The 14464-nt window shown below is 60.2% G+C and carries 14 protein-coding genes; 6 read left to right on the top strand and 8 right to left on the bottom strand.

The window, feature by feature from the left end:
• Window positions 1–160 precede the first annotated feature (160 nt).
• Both glpK and glpD read right to left on the bottom strand, forming a co-directional pair.
• A complete protein-coding gene (glpK, locus tag BD293_RS01075) occupies window positions 161–1648 on the bottom strand; it encodes a glycerol kinase GlpK (RefSeq protein ID WP_142079420.1) in 1488 nt (495 codons plus the stop codon).
• Between the two features lie 57 nt (window positions 1649–1705).
• Window positions 1706–3298: a glycerol-3-phosphate dehydrogenase gene (glpD, locus tag BD293_RS01080; RefSeq protein WP_142079421.1), complete on the bottom strand. Its 1593-nt coding sequence runs from the start codon at window positions 3296–3298 to the stop codon at window positions 1706–1708.
• 263 nt (window positions 3299–3561) lie between these two features.
• Here glpD and BD293_RS01085 point away from each other — a divergent pair, with 263 nt between their 5' ends.
• On the top strand, window positions 3562–4353 hold the full coding sequence (locus BD293_RS01085) for a DeoR/GlpR family DNA-binding transcription regulator (protein WP_142079422.1): 792 nt from the start codon (window positions 3562–3564) through the stop codon (window positions 4351–4353).
• 46 nt (window positions 4354–4399) lie between these two features.
• Here BD293_RS01085 and BD293_RS01090 read toward each other — a convergent pair whose 3' ends face one another.
• Window positions 4400–4651, bottom strand: a complete 252-nt coding sequence (locus BD293_RS01090) for a hypothetical protein (RefSeq protein WP_142079423.1) — start codon at window positions 4649–4651, stop codon at window positions 4400–4402.
• A 148-nt stretch (window positions 4652–4799) separates the two neighbouring features.
• Here BD293_RS01090 and BD293_RS01095 point away from each other — a divergent pair, with 148 nt between their 5' ends.
• The 4 genes from BD293_RS01095 to BD293_RS01110 are packed head-to-tail and all read left to right on the top strand — an operon-like array spanning window position 4800 to window position 8687.
• A complete protein-coding gene (locus BD293_RS01095) occupies window positions 4800–5252 on the top strand; it encodes a hypothetical protein (protein ID WP_142079424.1) in 453 nt (150 codons plus the stop codon).
• Between the two features lie 2 nt (window positions 5253–5254).
• Complete coding sequence (locus tag BD293_RS01100) at window positions 5255–6772, top strand: tripartite tricarboxylate transporter permease (RefSeq protein ID WP_142079425.1); 1518 nt, start codon at window positions 5255–5257, stop codon at window positions 6770–6772.
• 23 nt (window positions 6773–6795) lie between these two features.
• Window positions 6796–7734: a tripartite tricarboxylate transporter substrate binding protein gene (locus BD293_RS01105; protein WP_142079426.1), complete on the top strand. Its 939-nt coding sequence runs from the start codon at window positions 6796–6798 to the stop codon at window positions 7732–7734.
• Between the two features lie 26 nt (window positions 7735–7760).
• Complete coding sequence (locus BD293_RS01110; protein WP_142079427.1) at window positions 7761–8687, top strand: Bug family tripartite tricarboxylate transporter substrate binding protein; 927 nt, start codon at window positions 7761–7763, stop codon at window positions 8685–8687.
• A 122-nt stretch (window positions 8688–8809) separates the two neighbouring features.
• Here the strand turns inward: BD293_RS01110 and BD293_RS01115 are convergent, their stop codons facing one another.
• Window positions 8810–9700, bottom strand: coding sequence for an NAD-dependent epimerase/dehydratase family protein (locus tag BD293_RS01115; protein WP_142079428.1), 891 nt, complete (start codon window positions 9698–9700; stop codon window positions 8810–8812).
• 370 nt (window positions 9701–10070) lie between these two features.
• Between BD293_RS01115 and BD293_RS01120 the strand changes: the two genes are divergently transcribed.
• Complete coding sequence (locus BD293_RS01120; protein ID WP_246086171.1) at window positions 10071–11009, top strand: transglutaminase family protein; 939 nt, start codon at window positions 10071–10073, stop codon at window positions 11007–11009.
• Between the two features lie 14 nt (window positions 11010–11023).
• Here BD293_RS01120 and BD293_RS01125 read toward each other — a convergent pair whose 3' ends face one another.
• From BD293_RS01125 to modA, 4 genes are read right to left on the bottom strand one after another with little or no spacing between them, the layout of a single operon-like run.
• Window positions 11024–11851: a sulfite exporter TauE/SafE family protein gene (locus BD293_RS01125; RefSeq protein ID WP_142079429.1), complete on the bottom strand. Its 828-nt coding sequence runs from the start codon at window positions 11849–11851 to the stop codon at window positions 11024–11026.
• Window positions 11848–12948 (bottom strand): molybdenum ABC transporter ATP-binding protein, encoded by a 1101-nt coding sequence (modC, locus tag BD293_RS01130; RefSeq protein ID WP_142079430.1) that lies wholly within the window; start codon window positions 12946–12948, stop codon window positions 11848–11850. The genes BD293_RS01125 and modC overlap by 4 nt, the downstream gene beginning before the upstream one ends.
• Window positions 12945–13655: a molybdate ABC transporter permease subunit gene (gene modB / locus BD293_RS01135; protein WP_142079431.1), complete on the bottom strand. Its 711-nt coding sequence runs from the start codon at window positions 13653–13655 to the stop codon at window positions 12945–12947. Before modB ends, modC begins: the two co-directional genes overlap by 4 nt.
• Window positions 13655–14434, bottom strand: a complete 780-nt coding sequence (gene modA / locus BD293_RS01140; protein WP_246086172.1) for a molybdate ABC transporter substrate-binding protein — start codon at window positions 14432–14434, stop codon at window positions 13655–13657. Before modA ends, modB begins: the two co-directional genes overlap by 1 nt.
• Window positions 14435–14464: the final 30 nt, after the last annotated feature.

Raw genomic sequence — 14464 nt, forward strand, 5'->3', positions numbered from 1 at the left:
CGCCCTGCGATGCAGCGGAGGTAACGCGGCAAATCACAACGGCAAATTCAGCATGGCAGGACCGCGCGACGCCTGTCCGCGCGGCCTTGCGATATGTGCGCGGCAGCCATATTCCAAAAGTTTATGCGACATCTGTGCCGCTGTCGCAGCGAATGGCCGCTCAGACCTCCAGCACCGCATTGATGGCCCGCCGCCAGCGGGCGGTGCGCTCCAGCCGTTGCGTGTCATCCATCTGGGCGGTGAACTGACGCTCGACCGCCCAGCCCTTGGCAAAATCCTCCATCCCCGGCCAGACGCCCGCGCGCATTCCCGCCAGCCATGCCGCGCCAAGTGCCGTGGTTTCAAGCACTTGGGGCCGATCCACAGGTGCGCCGATGATGTCGGACAGGAACTGCATGGCGTAATCATTCGCCGCCATTCCGCCATCGACGCGCAAGGTGGGCTGCGCGCCCTCGCGCACCCAATCGGCCTGCATCGCTTCCAGCAGATCGCGGGTCTGGTAGCCCACAGATTCCAGCGCCGCCCGCGCAAATTCAGCCGGGCCAGAATTGCGGGTCAGCCCAAAAACCGCGCCACGCGCTTCCGGCTTCCAATAGGGCGCACCAAGGCCCACGAAGGCAGGCACAAGGATCAGGTCTTGCGAGGGATCAGCCGTTTCAGCCAGCCCTTGCGTCTCGGGGGCGGCGCGGATGATCTTCAGCCCGTCGCGCAGCCATTGCACCACCGCGCCCGCAATGAAGATCGAGCCTTCCAGCGCATAAGTGGGCTTGCCGTCCAACTGATATGCAATGGTCGTCAACAGCTTGTTGGTCGAGGCAACGGGCGTCTCGCCTGTGTTCAGCACCGCAAAACAGCCCGTGCCATAGGTGGATTTCAGCATTCCGGGGGTGAAACAGGCCTGCCCAATGGTCGCGGCTTGCTGATCGCCCGCCACGCCAAGGATGGGTATTTCGCGCCCGAACAGGTCCGCGCGCGTTACCCCGAAATCGGCGGCGCAATCGCGCACTTCGGGCAGCATGTCGCGCGGAATGTCGAGCAGGTCGCAGATGGTCTGACTCCAGCGCCCCTTGTGAATGTCATAGAGCATGGTGCGCGCAGCATTGGTCGCGTCCGTGGCGTGAACCTTGCCGCCGGTCAGGTTCCAGATCAGCCATGTATCGACCGTGCCGAACACCAACTCGCCCTTGCGCGCGCGCTCTCGCGCGCCGTCGACCTTGTCGAGGATGTATTTCAGCTTGGTGCCAGAGAAATAGGGGTCTGCCAGCAATCCGGTGCGCGCGGTGATCATCGGCTCGTGCCCCGCCTCGCGCAGCTTCGCGCAGAAGTCGGCGGTGCGCCGGTCTTGCCAGACAATAGCGTTATGGATGGGTTTGCCGGTCTTGCGGTCCCAGACCAATGTGGTTTCGCGCTGGTTGGTGATGCCGATGGCGGCAATATCGGCGGTTTTCAGCCCCGCCTTTTCAATCGCTGCACGGGCGGTGGCGGCACTGGTGGCCCAGAGGTCCGACGGGTCATGCTCCACCCAGCCCGATTGCGGGTAATGCTGTGTGAATTCTTCCTGAGCGATTGCGGCAATCCGCATCGCAGGGTCAAACACGATCCCCCTGCTGGAGGTTGTGCCCTGATCCAGTGCAAGAATGTGACTCATCGCGTCCTCCCGTAAAGTGGTGTCAGTCTGGCGCGTTCCGGCGTTTGCTGCAACCGCTCAGGCCGTGATCTGTGCGTTTACCATCCAGTCCTGTAGGGCTTGTGCCTGTGTCTTATCCAGCCGCAGCCCCAGTTTCGAGCGCCGCCAAAGCACGTCGTTTGCGTCGCGCGCATATTCGCGGGTCATCAACCAAGTCACCTCTGCTGCGGTCAGGGTGGCGCCGAAATCCTGGCCCAGATCACTGGCCTGTGTCGCGGTGCCCAATATGTCGCGCGCTTCGGTCCCGTAGGCGCGCACAAGGCGGCGCGCCCAGAATTCGGTCACGAACGGATAGTCCTGCTGCAAATCGCGCACCAGCCTGTCCACTCCGTCCGGCGCGAAATCGCCCCCCGGAAGCGCCACACCTGCGGTCCATTTTCCCTTGGACACCGGCAAAACCGTGGCGATTTTGTCCAGCGCCGCTTCGGCCAGCCGCCGGTAGGTGGTGATCTTGCCGCCAAAGATATTCAGCACGGGCGCGCCTGCGGATTGGTCGATCTTGAGCGTGTAATCGCGTGTGGCCGCTGTCGCGGATGACGCGCCGTCGTCATAGAGTGGGCGCACACCGGAATAGGTCCAGACCACGTCTTGCGCTGTGACAGGGCGCTTGAAATACTGGCTGGCGAAGTTGCACAGATAGTCGCGCTCCTCATCTGTGCAGACGGGGGGTGTGGCAGGGTCCGAATGCTCGGCATCGGTGGTGCCAATCAGGGTGAAATCCTGCTCATAGGGGATTGCAAAGATGATCCGCCCGTCAGTGCCCTGAAAGAAATAGCATTTGTCATGGTCATAGAGCTTGCGCGTCACGATATGGCTGCCGCGCACCAGACGCACATCCTCGCGGCTGTTCAGGCGCAATTTGCCGTGGATCACATCGCCCACCCACGGCCCTGCTGCATTGACCAGCATCTTGGCGTGAACGGTTTTCGTTTCACCTTCGGTTTTGATTGTCACGGCCCAGATGCCATTCTCGACCTGCGCCGAAGTGACTTCTGACCGGGTCAGGATATCTGCGCCGCGCGCATCGGCGTCGCGGGCATTCAGGGTGACAAGCCGCGAATCCTCGACCCAGCAATCCGAATATTCATAGGCTTTGGCAAAGCGGTCCTCCAATGGCGCGCCCTCGCTGGTTCCGCTCAGGGACAACGTAGATGTGCCCGGCAGGATCTTGCGGCCCCCCAGATTGTCATAAAGAAACAGGCCCAGCCGGATAAGCCATGCGGGCCTGCGCCCCTTCATCCACGGCATGAACAGGCCCAGCAGCTTCGAGGTGGGCGTGTCACTCTCGAACCGCATATCCTTGTGATAGGGCAGGACAAACCGCATGGGCCAGCTGATATGAGGCATGGCGCGCAGCAGGGTTTCACGTTCCATCAGGGCTTCGCGCACAAGGCGAAACTCGAAAAACTCCAGATAGCGCAGACCGCCATGGAGCAGCTTGGTCGACGCAGAGGAGGTGGCCCCCGCCAGATCGCCCTTCTCCGCAAGAAGCACCGACAGCCCGCGCCCGGCGGCATCGCGCGCAATCCCGCACCCGTTGATGCCCCCGCCAATAATCAACAGGTCGAGAGGCGCATCTTGTGCGCCGTTTTTCTTGGTGGGTTGCGACATGCGCCCTCCTGCACCGCTGGGGAATTCCGTGTTACGCCAAGTCCTATGCCCTATGGCCGTGACGGAGCAAGATTTTTTTTGGTTCTGCTTGGTTTTGTTCGTTTTTCGCAATCCGAACAATTCAAAGCGCTTTGTTCATGATAAATTCTGTCTGGTGTGATCGCCTTGCTGTCCGTTATGCTAAAACGAATATGCGAGGGTGCGGGGCAGGATCAAGCGCGCCCTGACTACGAATCAAACAGCCGAAAGGAGCGCCGCCGCCAATGTCCCAAGCCGTGCGATTTCGTGAGATACTGATGCTTGCGCGGCGCGATGGTCGTGTTTCGGTCGAGGGGTTGGCTGCGTATTTTGGCGTCACCTTGCAAACGGTCCGACGCGATCTGAACCAATTGGCAGATCAGGGGAAATTGCAGCGTATTCATGGCGGCGGGCTTTTGCCTTCGACTGTGGCCAATATCGGGTATGAAGACCGTCAGGATCTGAACGAAGCAGCGAAGGCCACAATCGCGCGACGCTGCGCGCAAGACATCCCGAACGGGTGCTCGCTCTTTCTGAATATTGGCACGACGACGGAAGCTGTGGCGCGCGCGCTTCAGGCGCACCGTGATATCATGGTGCTGACCAACAATCTGAATGTTGCGAATATCCTTGTCGATAATCCGTCTTGCGAGATCATCGTGGTGGGCGGGCTGTTGCGGCGGGCCGATGGCGGGCTGGTGGGCACGGTCACCACCCAAGCGATCCAGCAGTTCAAGTTTGATCTGGCGGTCATCAGTTGCTCCGCCCTCGACGAGGATGGCGATATGCTGGATTTCGACATTCAGGAAGTGGGCGTCAGCCAGACAATTCTGAAACAGGCGCGGCGCAGCTTTCTGGTGGCGGATCATTCCAAGTTTCGCCGCCGCGCACCGGCGCGCATCGGTTCTATTTCGCAACTGGACAGCTTCTACACAGATCAGCGCCTTACGCCCCCTTTGGAGGCCGCGTGCCAAAGCTGGGGGACAAACGTGTGTGTGACCGAGGCAGATGCAAGCCGATCACGCGCACCCACCTAGCGCCGGGTTGAATTTGGGCCAGATCGTCACGCGCATTCAGGCACGGTCATTTGTCGTCCAGCGCTTCGACAGCGCCCTTGCCGCGACTGTCCGTTGCCAACGAAGATTTCGGTATCTGGTCGTCATGCCGGCGCTGTTCGACCTTGCGCTTGCTGACCCACGCAAACACGATAACGCAGGCCAGCGTAAAGAGCGATAACACCGCAATAAGGGGCAGGGTTTCCATAAGCGGACTCCTTTTTCTCCATAACCATTCAAAATAAATGCCCGGTTTTGGCATCGGTTCCATGTTGCCCATCAAACCCTGCTGCACACGCGGTAAAAAATGTAGCGCATAAGGTTTGCAGTGCGCGTTGAGTGCGAAATGGGTTGCAAGCCATATTTCATTTGTGCAACGCTTCGCCTTAAGCGACATCAACAAGTCGCAAATGACAGGGAAAGATTAAATGCCAAGATCAGATTTCTGGTCCGGGCTGGTCGTAGCCGCGCTTGGGCTTCTGGCTTTGCTCTGGGTGATACCAAATTATGCGGGCTCGAATCCATTCGCGCGCATGCCCCCCGGATTGGTGCCCAGCATAGGGGCGTGGCTGATGCTGATCTGCGGCAGTGTTATTGCCGTCAAGGGGCTGGTGCAGATGCTAAAGGCACGCATCGTCCCCCTGAGCGCTGATCTGCATTGGGATGCTGTCGCATGGGCGGCGTGGCCATTTCTGTATGTCGCCGTCGCCATCTGGTTCATGTCCTTCATCAAGATCACATGGTTCGGTGCCTTTCTGATCGCAGGCATGCTGATCCTGCTGGGGGAACGGCGCTGGTACATGATCCTTGGGTGTTCGGTGGTGCCGGTGGCGCTGCTGTATGTCTTGTCTGTGTATCTGATGCGTGTCGGGGTGGTCTGAATATGGATTTTGCAGTTATTGGAACCGCCGCCGCCGAAGCCCTGACCCTTGCTTCTTTTATCGGCATCGGGGGCGGGGTGCTTCTGGGCTATGTTGTCGGGGTCATTCCCGGTCTGTCGCGGTCGGTGGCGATTTCTATCGCTATCCCCATGACCTTTTACATGTCGCCCTATATTGCCATTTCGTTCCTGATTGGCCTGTCCAAGGGCACGGCGGCGGGCAGTGCGGTGTCTGCTATTTTGCTGAATGCGCCGGGCGAAGCGTCGTCTGCGGCGACAGCGCTGGACGGTTATCCGATGGCGAAACAGGGCAAGCCCAAGACCGCCTTGCAGATCGGCCTGATTGCCTCGGTTATGGGGGATATTCTGGCAACGATCATTCTTATTTTTGTGGCCATTCCGTTTGCCCGTGTGGCGCTGCTGTTCGGTCCCTATGAAATGGCGGCCATTCTGGCCTTTGCGCTGGTGTTCATCGCGGGTCTGTCGGGCGGCAATATCTTCAAAGGGCTGGCTGCGGGCGGATTGGGCATCATTCTTGGCACAGTCGGGTTGGACAACCAGACAGGCCTACCGCGCCTGACATTCGGCTATGCCGAATTGATGGACGGCATGCCGCTGATCGCGGTGGCTATCGGCACGCTGGCCTTGTCCGAGATGTTTATCCAGTCCGAGAAGCTGCGCTACGAGCGTGGCACAATGTCTGTCCAGTTGAAAAAGGATGACAGCGACCGCATCACATGGCCGATTTTCCGGCGCATTCTGCCCACCATTCTGCGCGGCACCGGTGTCGGCACTTTTGTTGGTGCATTGCCGGGGCTTGGCCCGTCGGTCGGCTCTTTCATGTCATACGGGATGGCACAGAAAGCCGCGAAAGAGCCAGAGTTGTTTGGCAAGGGCGAGCCGAAGGGCATCGCGGCAGCAGAATCCGCAGATAACGCTGTTATTCCCGCTGCCCTGATCCCGCTTTTCGGGTTGGGTATTCCGGGCAATGTCTCGGCTGCGCTGTTGATCGGGGCGTTTGCGATCCACGGCATCACCGTTGGCCCGCTTTTGCTGCGCGACAACCCTGAATTGCTGTACTCGATCTTTGCAGGGATGATCTTGGCCTCTGTCATCATGCTGGTGCTGGGCTGGTATGGCTTGATGGTGTTTGCACAGATCACCCGCGTGCCGCCGCATGTCGTCATTCCGATCGTGATCTTCTTCTGCTTGGCCGGGATGATGCTGCAAGGCTACGGCACGTTCGGGCTGGTTATTCTGATGGGGTTTGCCCTGCTGGGGTACCTGATGAAGAAATATGACTACAGTTTTGTCACCTTCCTTGTGGCCTTTATCATCACGCCCATGCTGGAGTTGAACCTGCGTCAGAGCATCATCCTATCGCGCGGAAACTGGGAAATTCTGCTGAACCGCCCGATTGCGATGATCTTTATCGCCTGTACGCTGGTCGCGCTGGTGACGCTGATTGTGCGCACGTTCCGCAAGGGCAAGCCCCCTGCTGGCGCACCCGCTGTCGACTGAAATTACCCACGGAGGAGGATACCATGAACAGACGTTCCATATTGGCGGCAGGCACCGCGCTGGGGGCCATGTTGGCCGCGCCGCTTGCGCTGGCCGACAGTTGGCAGCCCGAGCGACCGATGACGATGGTGATTGGCTTCGCGCCGGGTGGGTCCACGGATATTCAGGGCCGCGTCCTTGCCCGCACGCTTGAGGAATATTTTGGCCAGCCTGTAAACGTGGTCAACCAACCCGGTGGGGGCGGGGCGGTGGCGCTGACGCGGTTTATGAATGTGGAACCCGATGGCCATACCTTTATGTTCGGGGTGCAGCTTGGCCTGACCTTCTCGCCGATTGTGACGGAAACCGAATATGACATCGATGATTTCCGCTATGCGGGCACGATGGTTGGCGGGCAGTTTGGTGTCGTCGCGCGAGGCGATGCCCCTTATCAAAGCTTCGAGGAGCTTGTGGCCTACGGGCAAGAGAACCCGATGACCTATGCCCAGCAATTGCCGATGGATCAGGCGATCATGGAGTTGATTGCAGATCAGGAAGGCATTGATCTGGCCATTGTGCCAACTGGCGGCGGTGGCGGTATGGCTCCGCTTTTGCTGGGTGGCGAGGTCGATTTCGCCTTTTCAGGCGGCACACATGCGCAATACACGCCCACGGGTGAAATGAATGTTCTGGCGTTTCTGACGCGCGAACGCTCACCCTTCTACCCGGATGTGCCCACTCTGGTCGAGTTGGGCTACCCCTATGCCATGGACGACTTCCGGTCGTTCTTCCTGCCGGGCGGCACCCCGGATGAGATCGTTCAGGCGTTTGAAGATGCCGCCCGCTTCGCGGTCGAGCATGATCCATTCGTCGATGTAACGGTCGACAACACGCTGCACCCCATCGTCTTCATGGATGCAGCGGAAACCGAAGCCACCATACGTGAAATTCGCGCCGCGAATGAAGCGCTGATGGCCGATTGAAGACAGTTCAACAGGAGTACACCAAGATGAAAAAGACATTCACAGCCATTCTGGGCGCAACCATGCTGACCGCGCCGATGGCGATGGCCGATGACTGGCCCACGCGCCCGCTGACGATGGTGATCGGTTTCGCACCCGGTGGATCGACTGACATTCAGGGCCGCGTTCTGGCCAATGTCATGGAAGAATACCTTGGCCAGCCGGTCAATGTGGTCAACCAGCCCGGCGGCGGTTCTGCCGTGGCCTTTACGCGGCTGACCAATGTCGAACCCGACGGCTATACCTTCCTGTTCGGTGGGACCACGGCGTTGACCTTCACACCGATCATCACAGAGGTGGAATACGAGATCGACGATTTCGAGTATCTTGCCGCTGTGGCGCTGGGTCAGAACGCTATCGTCACATCCGCCGAGCAACCCTTCAGCACGTTTGACGAAATCATTGCTTATGGCAAAGAAAACCAGATGACCTATGCCCAGCAAACCCCGCTGGACGAGGCGATCATCGGTGCCATTGCCGAAGAAGAAGGGCTTGATCTGGCCATCGTCCCCACGGGCGGCGGTGGTGGTATGGCACCGCTGGTGCTGGGCCAAGAAGTTGATTTCGCCTATTCGGGCGGCACACATGCGCAATATACCCCCACGGGTGAAATGGTCGTCGCGGCCTTCATGTCGGCAGAGCGCAGCCCGTTCTACCCCGATGTGCCAACGCTGATGGAATTGGGCTATGATTACTCGATCGAGGATTATCGCACGCTCATCGTCCCGACCGGCGTGCCGCAAGAGGTGAAGGACCGTCTGATGTCTGCGGCAGAATTTGCCAGCGAAAGCCAGTCGTTCAAGGACATCACCGAAGGCAACACCTTCTTCCCGGTGGTCTATATCCCTCAGGATGAGATGGAAGAGAATATCCGTCGCATCCGTGCCGCAACCGAAGAGGTTATGGCCGACTAAACGTCAAAGCTATGGTCGGCCAGAAACCTGTCGCGGTTTCTGGCCGAGCGTTCTGACAAGGTGGCGGTGGGTCTGGCCCCGTGGCCTGCTTAGGTTTGATCGCCCCGTCTGCGTCTATCCCGTCATTTCCCCAGAATTGCACGCCAGTCATATTGCGGCGCGAAACCCAGCATCTGCTTTGCTTTGGCGTTGGAATAGAATGTCTCATCCGCGCCCATATCGCGGGTCAGCGGCACATCGGGGTAAAATCTGTCGATCAACTCTGCTGTGGTCAGGTCAACCGAATGCGTGTCGTTGGCGGCGTTGAATATCTCAAAGCCCAGCCCATCCACCTGAAGGCAGCGCTCGACCATGTGCCCAAGGTCGCGGGCATCAATATACGCAAAGATATTTCGCAGCCGCAGGGCAGGGTCTTGCATGAATGCAGGGAAAAGCGCTGCGTAATCCTGCGGCTCCATCACATTGTTGATCCGCAAGCCATAGATATCGGCACCGCTGCGCCGCTGAAAACACTGCGCCGTGGCCTCATTGACAACCTTGGACATGGCATAGCTGTCTTCGGGCACTGTGGAGTGGTTTTCATCCAGCGGCAAATAGTCAGGTTTGCGCGTGCCATCGGCAAAGCAAACACCATATGTCGTCTCGGATGAGGCGAAAATGATCTTGCGTACGCCAAATTTCAGCGCCGCATCTATGACGTTATAGGTGCCAAGCGTGTTGACGCGGAAGCATTCATTGTCGCTTTTCAGCAATATTCGCGGCACGGCGGCGAAATGCACGACGGCATCGAACCGGGGCACGCCGGTGCCAGCTTCCAACTCATCCAGCCCGGCATAGCTGGACATGACATCAAACATCTGCCCGGCATCGGTGATATCTGCGCGGCGGTTGTCCACGCCCTCAAGCTCCAGCGCGACAAGGTCCACATTCAGGACACGGTGCCCCTGATCGCGCAGATACGCCACGGCATGACGTCCGGCTTTGCCCGCGCCGCCGGTAAACAAAATCCGCATTGCTGAAACTCCTTGATCAGTTGGGCAAGACTTAGCAAGGCTTGAAGGTGCCGTCGACCGCCCTGTGGCCGCCGGGGGTGTTAATCAGCCCCTCGAATACCCATCTAAACCTGTAATGGATGCTGCGCGCAATGTGCGCAGTGTGAATGCGTGTGCCGCACTGATCCGCGCCATAAGTGGTGCAAGGCATTGTCCGCAGTACATATGATAAAGGAATTGCCAGTATGAAAGACCACATTTCCGACCTTCCCCAACAGCAGATTGCGCATGGCGATGTTCCCCGCGAACGGGCGTGCTTGCGGTGCAAGGCGGTGTTTCACAGCGAAGGCTTTGGGGAGCGGATTTGCAAGCGGTGCAAGGGCAGCAGCACTTGGAAAAACCCCGCATCGGCATCTGGCGGCAGTGGTCGGGGCAGCAAAGCAAAATCGTCCGGGTCCGGCTCGTGACAGTTCTGACGATCACTCACAAGACGGATTACCGTTATTCCGAGGCAATCTCGCTTGGGCCGCATCGCATGATGCTGCGCCCGCGTGAAACGCCCGAATTGCGCCTGCTGTCCTTTGATCTGTCCGTGCAACCCGAAGCGACGATAAATTGGGCGCATGATGTCAGAGGCAACACCATCGCTACCGCCAATTTCAGTGGGCTGACAGATGCGCTGAGCGTTGAAAGCCGCATGACGGTTGACCTGACAGCGCCTGCATGGCCCATTTTCGACATTGCGGCCCACGCGCAGAATTATCCTTTTCTGTATTCGGACGAAGACTGGATCGATCTTGGCGCATTGGCAAGGCCGCAATATCTGGATGTGGCGGGGCGGCTTTCAAATTGGGTCGAAGGGTTCGTGATGCAGCGCCCCACCGATACATTGTCGCTGCTGCAAGATGTCAGCAACGGTGTTTCCAGCCAGATCAGCTATCAAAGCCGCGAGGTTGAGGGCACCCAAGGCCCGTTGGAAACGCTGGACCGCGCGTGGGGGTCTTGCCGCGATCTGGCGGTTTTGTTCGCCGAGGCCGTGCGGACATTGGGTTTCGGGGCGCGGATTGTGTCGGGGTATATGTTTGATCCGACAAGCGGGCTTATCGGTTCTGCTGGTGCTGGCTCCACCCATGCGTGGGTGGATGTGTTTGTGCCGGGGGCTGGCTGGATTTCCTTTGACCCGACAAACCGGTCCATGGGGTCAGGCAATCTTATTCCTGTGGCCGCCGCGCGCCATATCACACAGGTTGCCCCTGTTGTCGGCAGCTTTCACGGGGCGGCAGGCGTGAGCGTGACGATGGACGTAGAAGTGAAGGTAGATGTCGCCTGACAGGTGCGCAGCCGCTACCGCTTGTCCGCAGGGGCCGGTGTGGGCAGGTGTCGAAACACCCCCCATGCCGAAAAGATCAGGATAACACCAAGCCCGACCTTGAGGGCCTGCGCAGGCACACTCTCAAGCGCCAAGGCCCCAAGAATTGCACCGAGCACCGAACCTGCGCACAGCGGCAGCAGCGTGGTCCGCCAAAGGGCGGGCGCGCGCAGCACAGAACCTGCCCCCAAATGCCGCGACAGACCGACTGCGATGGTGGGCAGACTGACCAGAATAGACATGGACCCGGCAAGCTTCACATCCGCACCAAACAGCAGAATGAACACCGGGTTGATTAACTCGCCCCCTGCCACCCCCAGCAGCGACGAGACAAGCCCGATCCCCACACCGCACAGTGCGGCAACCATCACGGTTGTGACCAGATCGTCCCCCACCAGTCGCGCGGGGGCCGTAACGAACAGCCCTTCGGCGATCAGCACAAACCCAAGCGCCACAAGTAGGATCAGGATCAGGCGGCCAAGCAGCTTGTCGGATACCTGTCGCAACCAGCCCGCCCCAACCCACGCCGCTGACATGGACCCCGCCAGCATGCCAAGGATTGCAGGCAGATAAGGCGTGATCTCGGCCATTGGCACCGCAGCGGCGCGGAACGGAAAGGCCGCGGCCAGCACAGCAAGGCTGGCCACAAGGTTCACGGCCACCGCCTCACGCGGGGAAAACCGCAAGACGCCCACAAGCGCAGGCAGACGAAATTCAGCCCCGCCAAGCCCGATCAGCCCGCCAGCGGTGCCGACAGCGGCACCAATCCCGAAGGACAGCGCAGGGCGCGCCGGGCGGGTCATTCTGCGACCTTGTATTGACGGCCTGTTCCAACGTCTTCGGGGGCAACGGCGACAGATTTGAGTATGGCATGGCAGCGCTGGCCGCGTTCCAGCCCCATCGCCTGAACCGAGCGGCGCGTGATGCGCGCGCTCAGCCGCTCGTCGCCAATGGCCAGCGTGACCAATGCGCCGGGGCCATTGCCCAGCCGAATGTCGGTGATGAGGCCGGACAGGATATTCAGCGCGGACAACCCTTGCGGCGCGTCGCGCGACAAGATCACCTCTTGCGCCGCAATGCGTACGCGCAATGTCGTGCCGGGCTGGTCGCTGATGCGCGGCAACCACAACGACCCCGCAGCGGTTGTCAGCTCGCTCAACCCGTCGCTGTGATGCGCCACCACCCGCGCGCTTAGCACCGAGGCCGCGGCCCGTGCCCCGACTGCCGCCACATCGCCGAGCACTTGCGCAGCAGTGCCACATGCCGCAACGCGCCCCGCCTTTAGCGCCACAACAGTCGTCGCAAGCCGCGCCACTTCAGCCGAGGAATGGCTGACATACAGGATCGGCACGGACACTTCGTCGCGCAGTCGTTCAAAATAGGGCAGGATTTCCGCCTTGCGGGCCTCGTCCAGCGCGGCAAGGGGTTCATCTGCCAAAATGAGCTTGGGCGCGGCCAGCAGCGCACGCCCAATGGCGACGCGTTGTTTCTCTCCGCCTGACAGCGCACCGGGGCGACGGTCCAGAAGCGCGCCGATGCCCAGCATCTCGACCACGCGCGTCAGGCCTTCGGTGCGTGCGTCGCGCGGTGCGAACCAGCGCCCGTATAGCAGGTTCTGGCGCACAGTCAGATGCGGGAACAGGCGGCCTTCCTGAAAGATATAGCCCAAGCGGCGCTTATGCGGGGGCAGGTTGCGGCGCGCCTGTGTATCAAGCAGCACCCAGTCATGCGCGACCACCCTGCCTTGATCGGGGCGAAGCAGACCTGCCACTGCGTTGATCAGCGTGGTCTTGCCAGAACCTGAGGGGCCAAACAGCACGGTCACACCGGCCGGCGCGCTAAAGGCCACGTCAAGCGTGAACCCCTTGAAGCTGTGCCGGAGTGAAACCTGCAATGTCATGTCCCGGCCACCACCCTTGCCACGCGGCGCGCCACAAATTCGGACACCAGCAGCGCCGCCATTGCGATGACGATGGCAACAATGACAAGGCGGCTTGCCGCCTCTTCGCCGCCCGGCACCTGTAGAAAGGCATAGATGGCCGAAGGGATGGTCTGGGTCTGGCCGGGGATGTTCGACACAAAGGTGATTGTCGCGCCAAACTCGCCCATTGCCTTGGCGAAGGCAAGAATTGCGCCTGCAATGACGCCGGGCAGGATCAGCGGCAAGGTGACGGTCAGGAACACCCAAGGGCGTGATGCACCCAGCGTGCTGGCCGCCGCTTCCAATTTCGGGTCAACTGCTTCAACGGCCATGCGGATTGCGCGGACCATCAGCGGAAACGCCATCACCGCAGCGGCTACCGCCGCGCCTGTCCAGCGAAAGGACAGCACAATCCCGAACCATTCGTCCAGAAACTGCCCCACGCTGCCGCGCCGCCCAAAGGTGACAAGCAGCAGATACCCGGTCACGACGGGCGGCAGGATCAGCGGCAGATGCACAAGCCCGTTCAGCACCTGCTTGCCCCAGAAGTCCCACCGCGCAAGCGCATAGGCCACAAATATGCCCAGCGGCAGGCTGACCAGTGTGGCCCAGAACGACACGCGGATCGACAAGCGCACCGCTTGCCATTCGGCAGGCCCAAGCCAGTTTGCCCAGTCAAACCCCATCAGTCGATCACACCAAAGCCATGCGCCGCCCAGATCGCGCGCGCAGTGTCCGAGGTCAGAAATTCCAGATACGCCTGCGCCACAGGGCTGGTCGATTGTGCGGTGATCGCCGCGGGGTATCTGATCGGGTCATGGCTGCCCTGCGGGAAGGTGCCGATAACTGTGACGCTGTCGGTCGCGCGTGCATCGGTTGCATAGACGATGCCAAAGGGCGCTTCATTCTGCACCACGAAGGCAAGGGCCGCGCGCACATTGTCAGTTTGCGCGACGCGTTGCGCCACGCTGTCCCACAATCCCAGCGTCGTCAGTGCGGCTTTTGCGTACATGCCAGCGGGCACAGCATCGACCATCGCCATTGCAAGGCGCTCATCCCCCAGCATACCGGCCAGATCAAGGGTTTCATCCATACGCACCGGGGCGGCATTCTGACCGTGCGCGATCAGGACAAGCGTGTTGTCCAGAATATCGCGCCGCGTATCTGCGCGCAAATCACCCGACGCGGCGACAGCGTCCATCCAGTCGGCATGTGCAGAGATGAAAATATCTGCGGGCGCGCCTTGCTGGATCTGCCGCGCCAGTGCGGAAGAGCCGGCGAAAGACAAGACAGCTGTGTGGCCCGTCGTGTCTGACCATGCCGCTGACACGGCCTCGGCCGCATTGGTCAGGCTCGCCGTCGCAAAAACCGTCACCTGATCGGCGGCAGCACCAAAAGGGGCCACAAAAAAGGCCAGTGCGGCAACGGTTTCGACAAAGGGGCAGCGGTGAAGGGGCGAGGGCACAAGACACTCCGCAATGATATGTTTGAGAAA

The sequence above is a fragment of the Roseinatronobacter monicus genome (assembly GCF_006716865.1).
Lineage (GTDB): Bacteria > Pseudomonadota > Alphaproteobacteria > Rhodobacterales > Rhodobacteraceae > Roseinatronobacter > Roseinatronobacter monicus.

Excerpts from the sequence above, each read along its gene's own strand:
- glpK (WP_142079420.1), bottom strand. The coding sequence starts at position 1,648 with ATGAGTCACATTCTTGCACTGGATCAGGGCACAACCTCCAGCAGGGGG.
- glpD (WP_142079421.1), bottom strand. The coding sequence starts at position 3,298 with ATGTCGCAACCCACCAAGAAAAACGGCGCACAAGATGCGCCTCTCGAC.
- BD293_RS01085 (WP_142079422.1), top strand. The coding sequence starts at position 3,562 with ATGTCCCAAGCCGTGCGATTTCGTGAGATACTGATGCTTGCGCGGCGC.
- BD293_RS01090 (WP_142079423.1), bottom strand. The coding sequence starts at position 4,651 with ATGGGCAACATGGAACCGATGCCAAAACCGGGCATTTATTTTGAATGG.
- BD293_RS01095 (WP_142079424.1), top strand. The coding sequence starts at position 4,800 with ATGCCAAGATCAGATTTCTGGTCCGGGCTGGTCGTAGCCGCGCTTGGG.
- BD293_RS01100 (WP_142079425.1), top strand. The coding sequence starts at position 5,255 with ATGGATTTTGCAGTTATTGGAACCGCCGCCGCCGAAGCCCTGACCCTT.
- BD293_RS01105 (WP_142079426.1), top strand. The coding sequence starts at position 6,796 with ATGAACAGACGTTCCATATTGGCGGCAGGCACCGCGCTGGGGGCCATG.
- BD293_RS01110 (WP_142079427.1), top strand. The coding sequence starts at position 7,761 with ATGAAAAAGACATTCACAGCCATTCTGGGCGCAACCATGCTGACCGCG.
- BD293_RS01115 (WP_142079428.1), bottom strand. The coding sequence starts at position 9,700 with ATGCGGATTTTGTTTACCGGCGGCGCGGGCAAAGCCGGACGTCATGCC.
- BD293_RS01125 (WP_142079429.1), bottom strand. The coding sequence starts at position 11,851 with ATGACCCGCCCGGCGCGCCCTGCGCTGTCCTTCGGGATTGGTGCCGCT.
- modC (WP_142079430.1), bottom strand. The coding sequence starts at position 12,948 with ATGACATTGCAGGTTTCACTCCGGCACAGCTTCAAGGGGTTCACGCTT.
- modB (WP_142079431.1), bottom strand. The coding sequence starts at position 13,655 with ATGGGGTTTGACTGGGCAAACTGGCTTGGGCCTGCCGAATGGCAAGCG.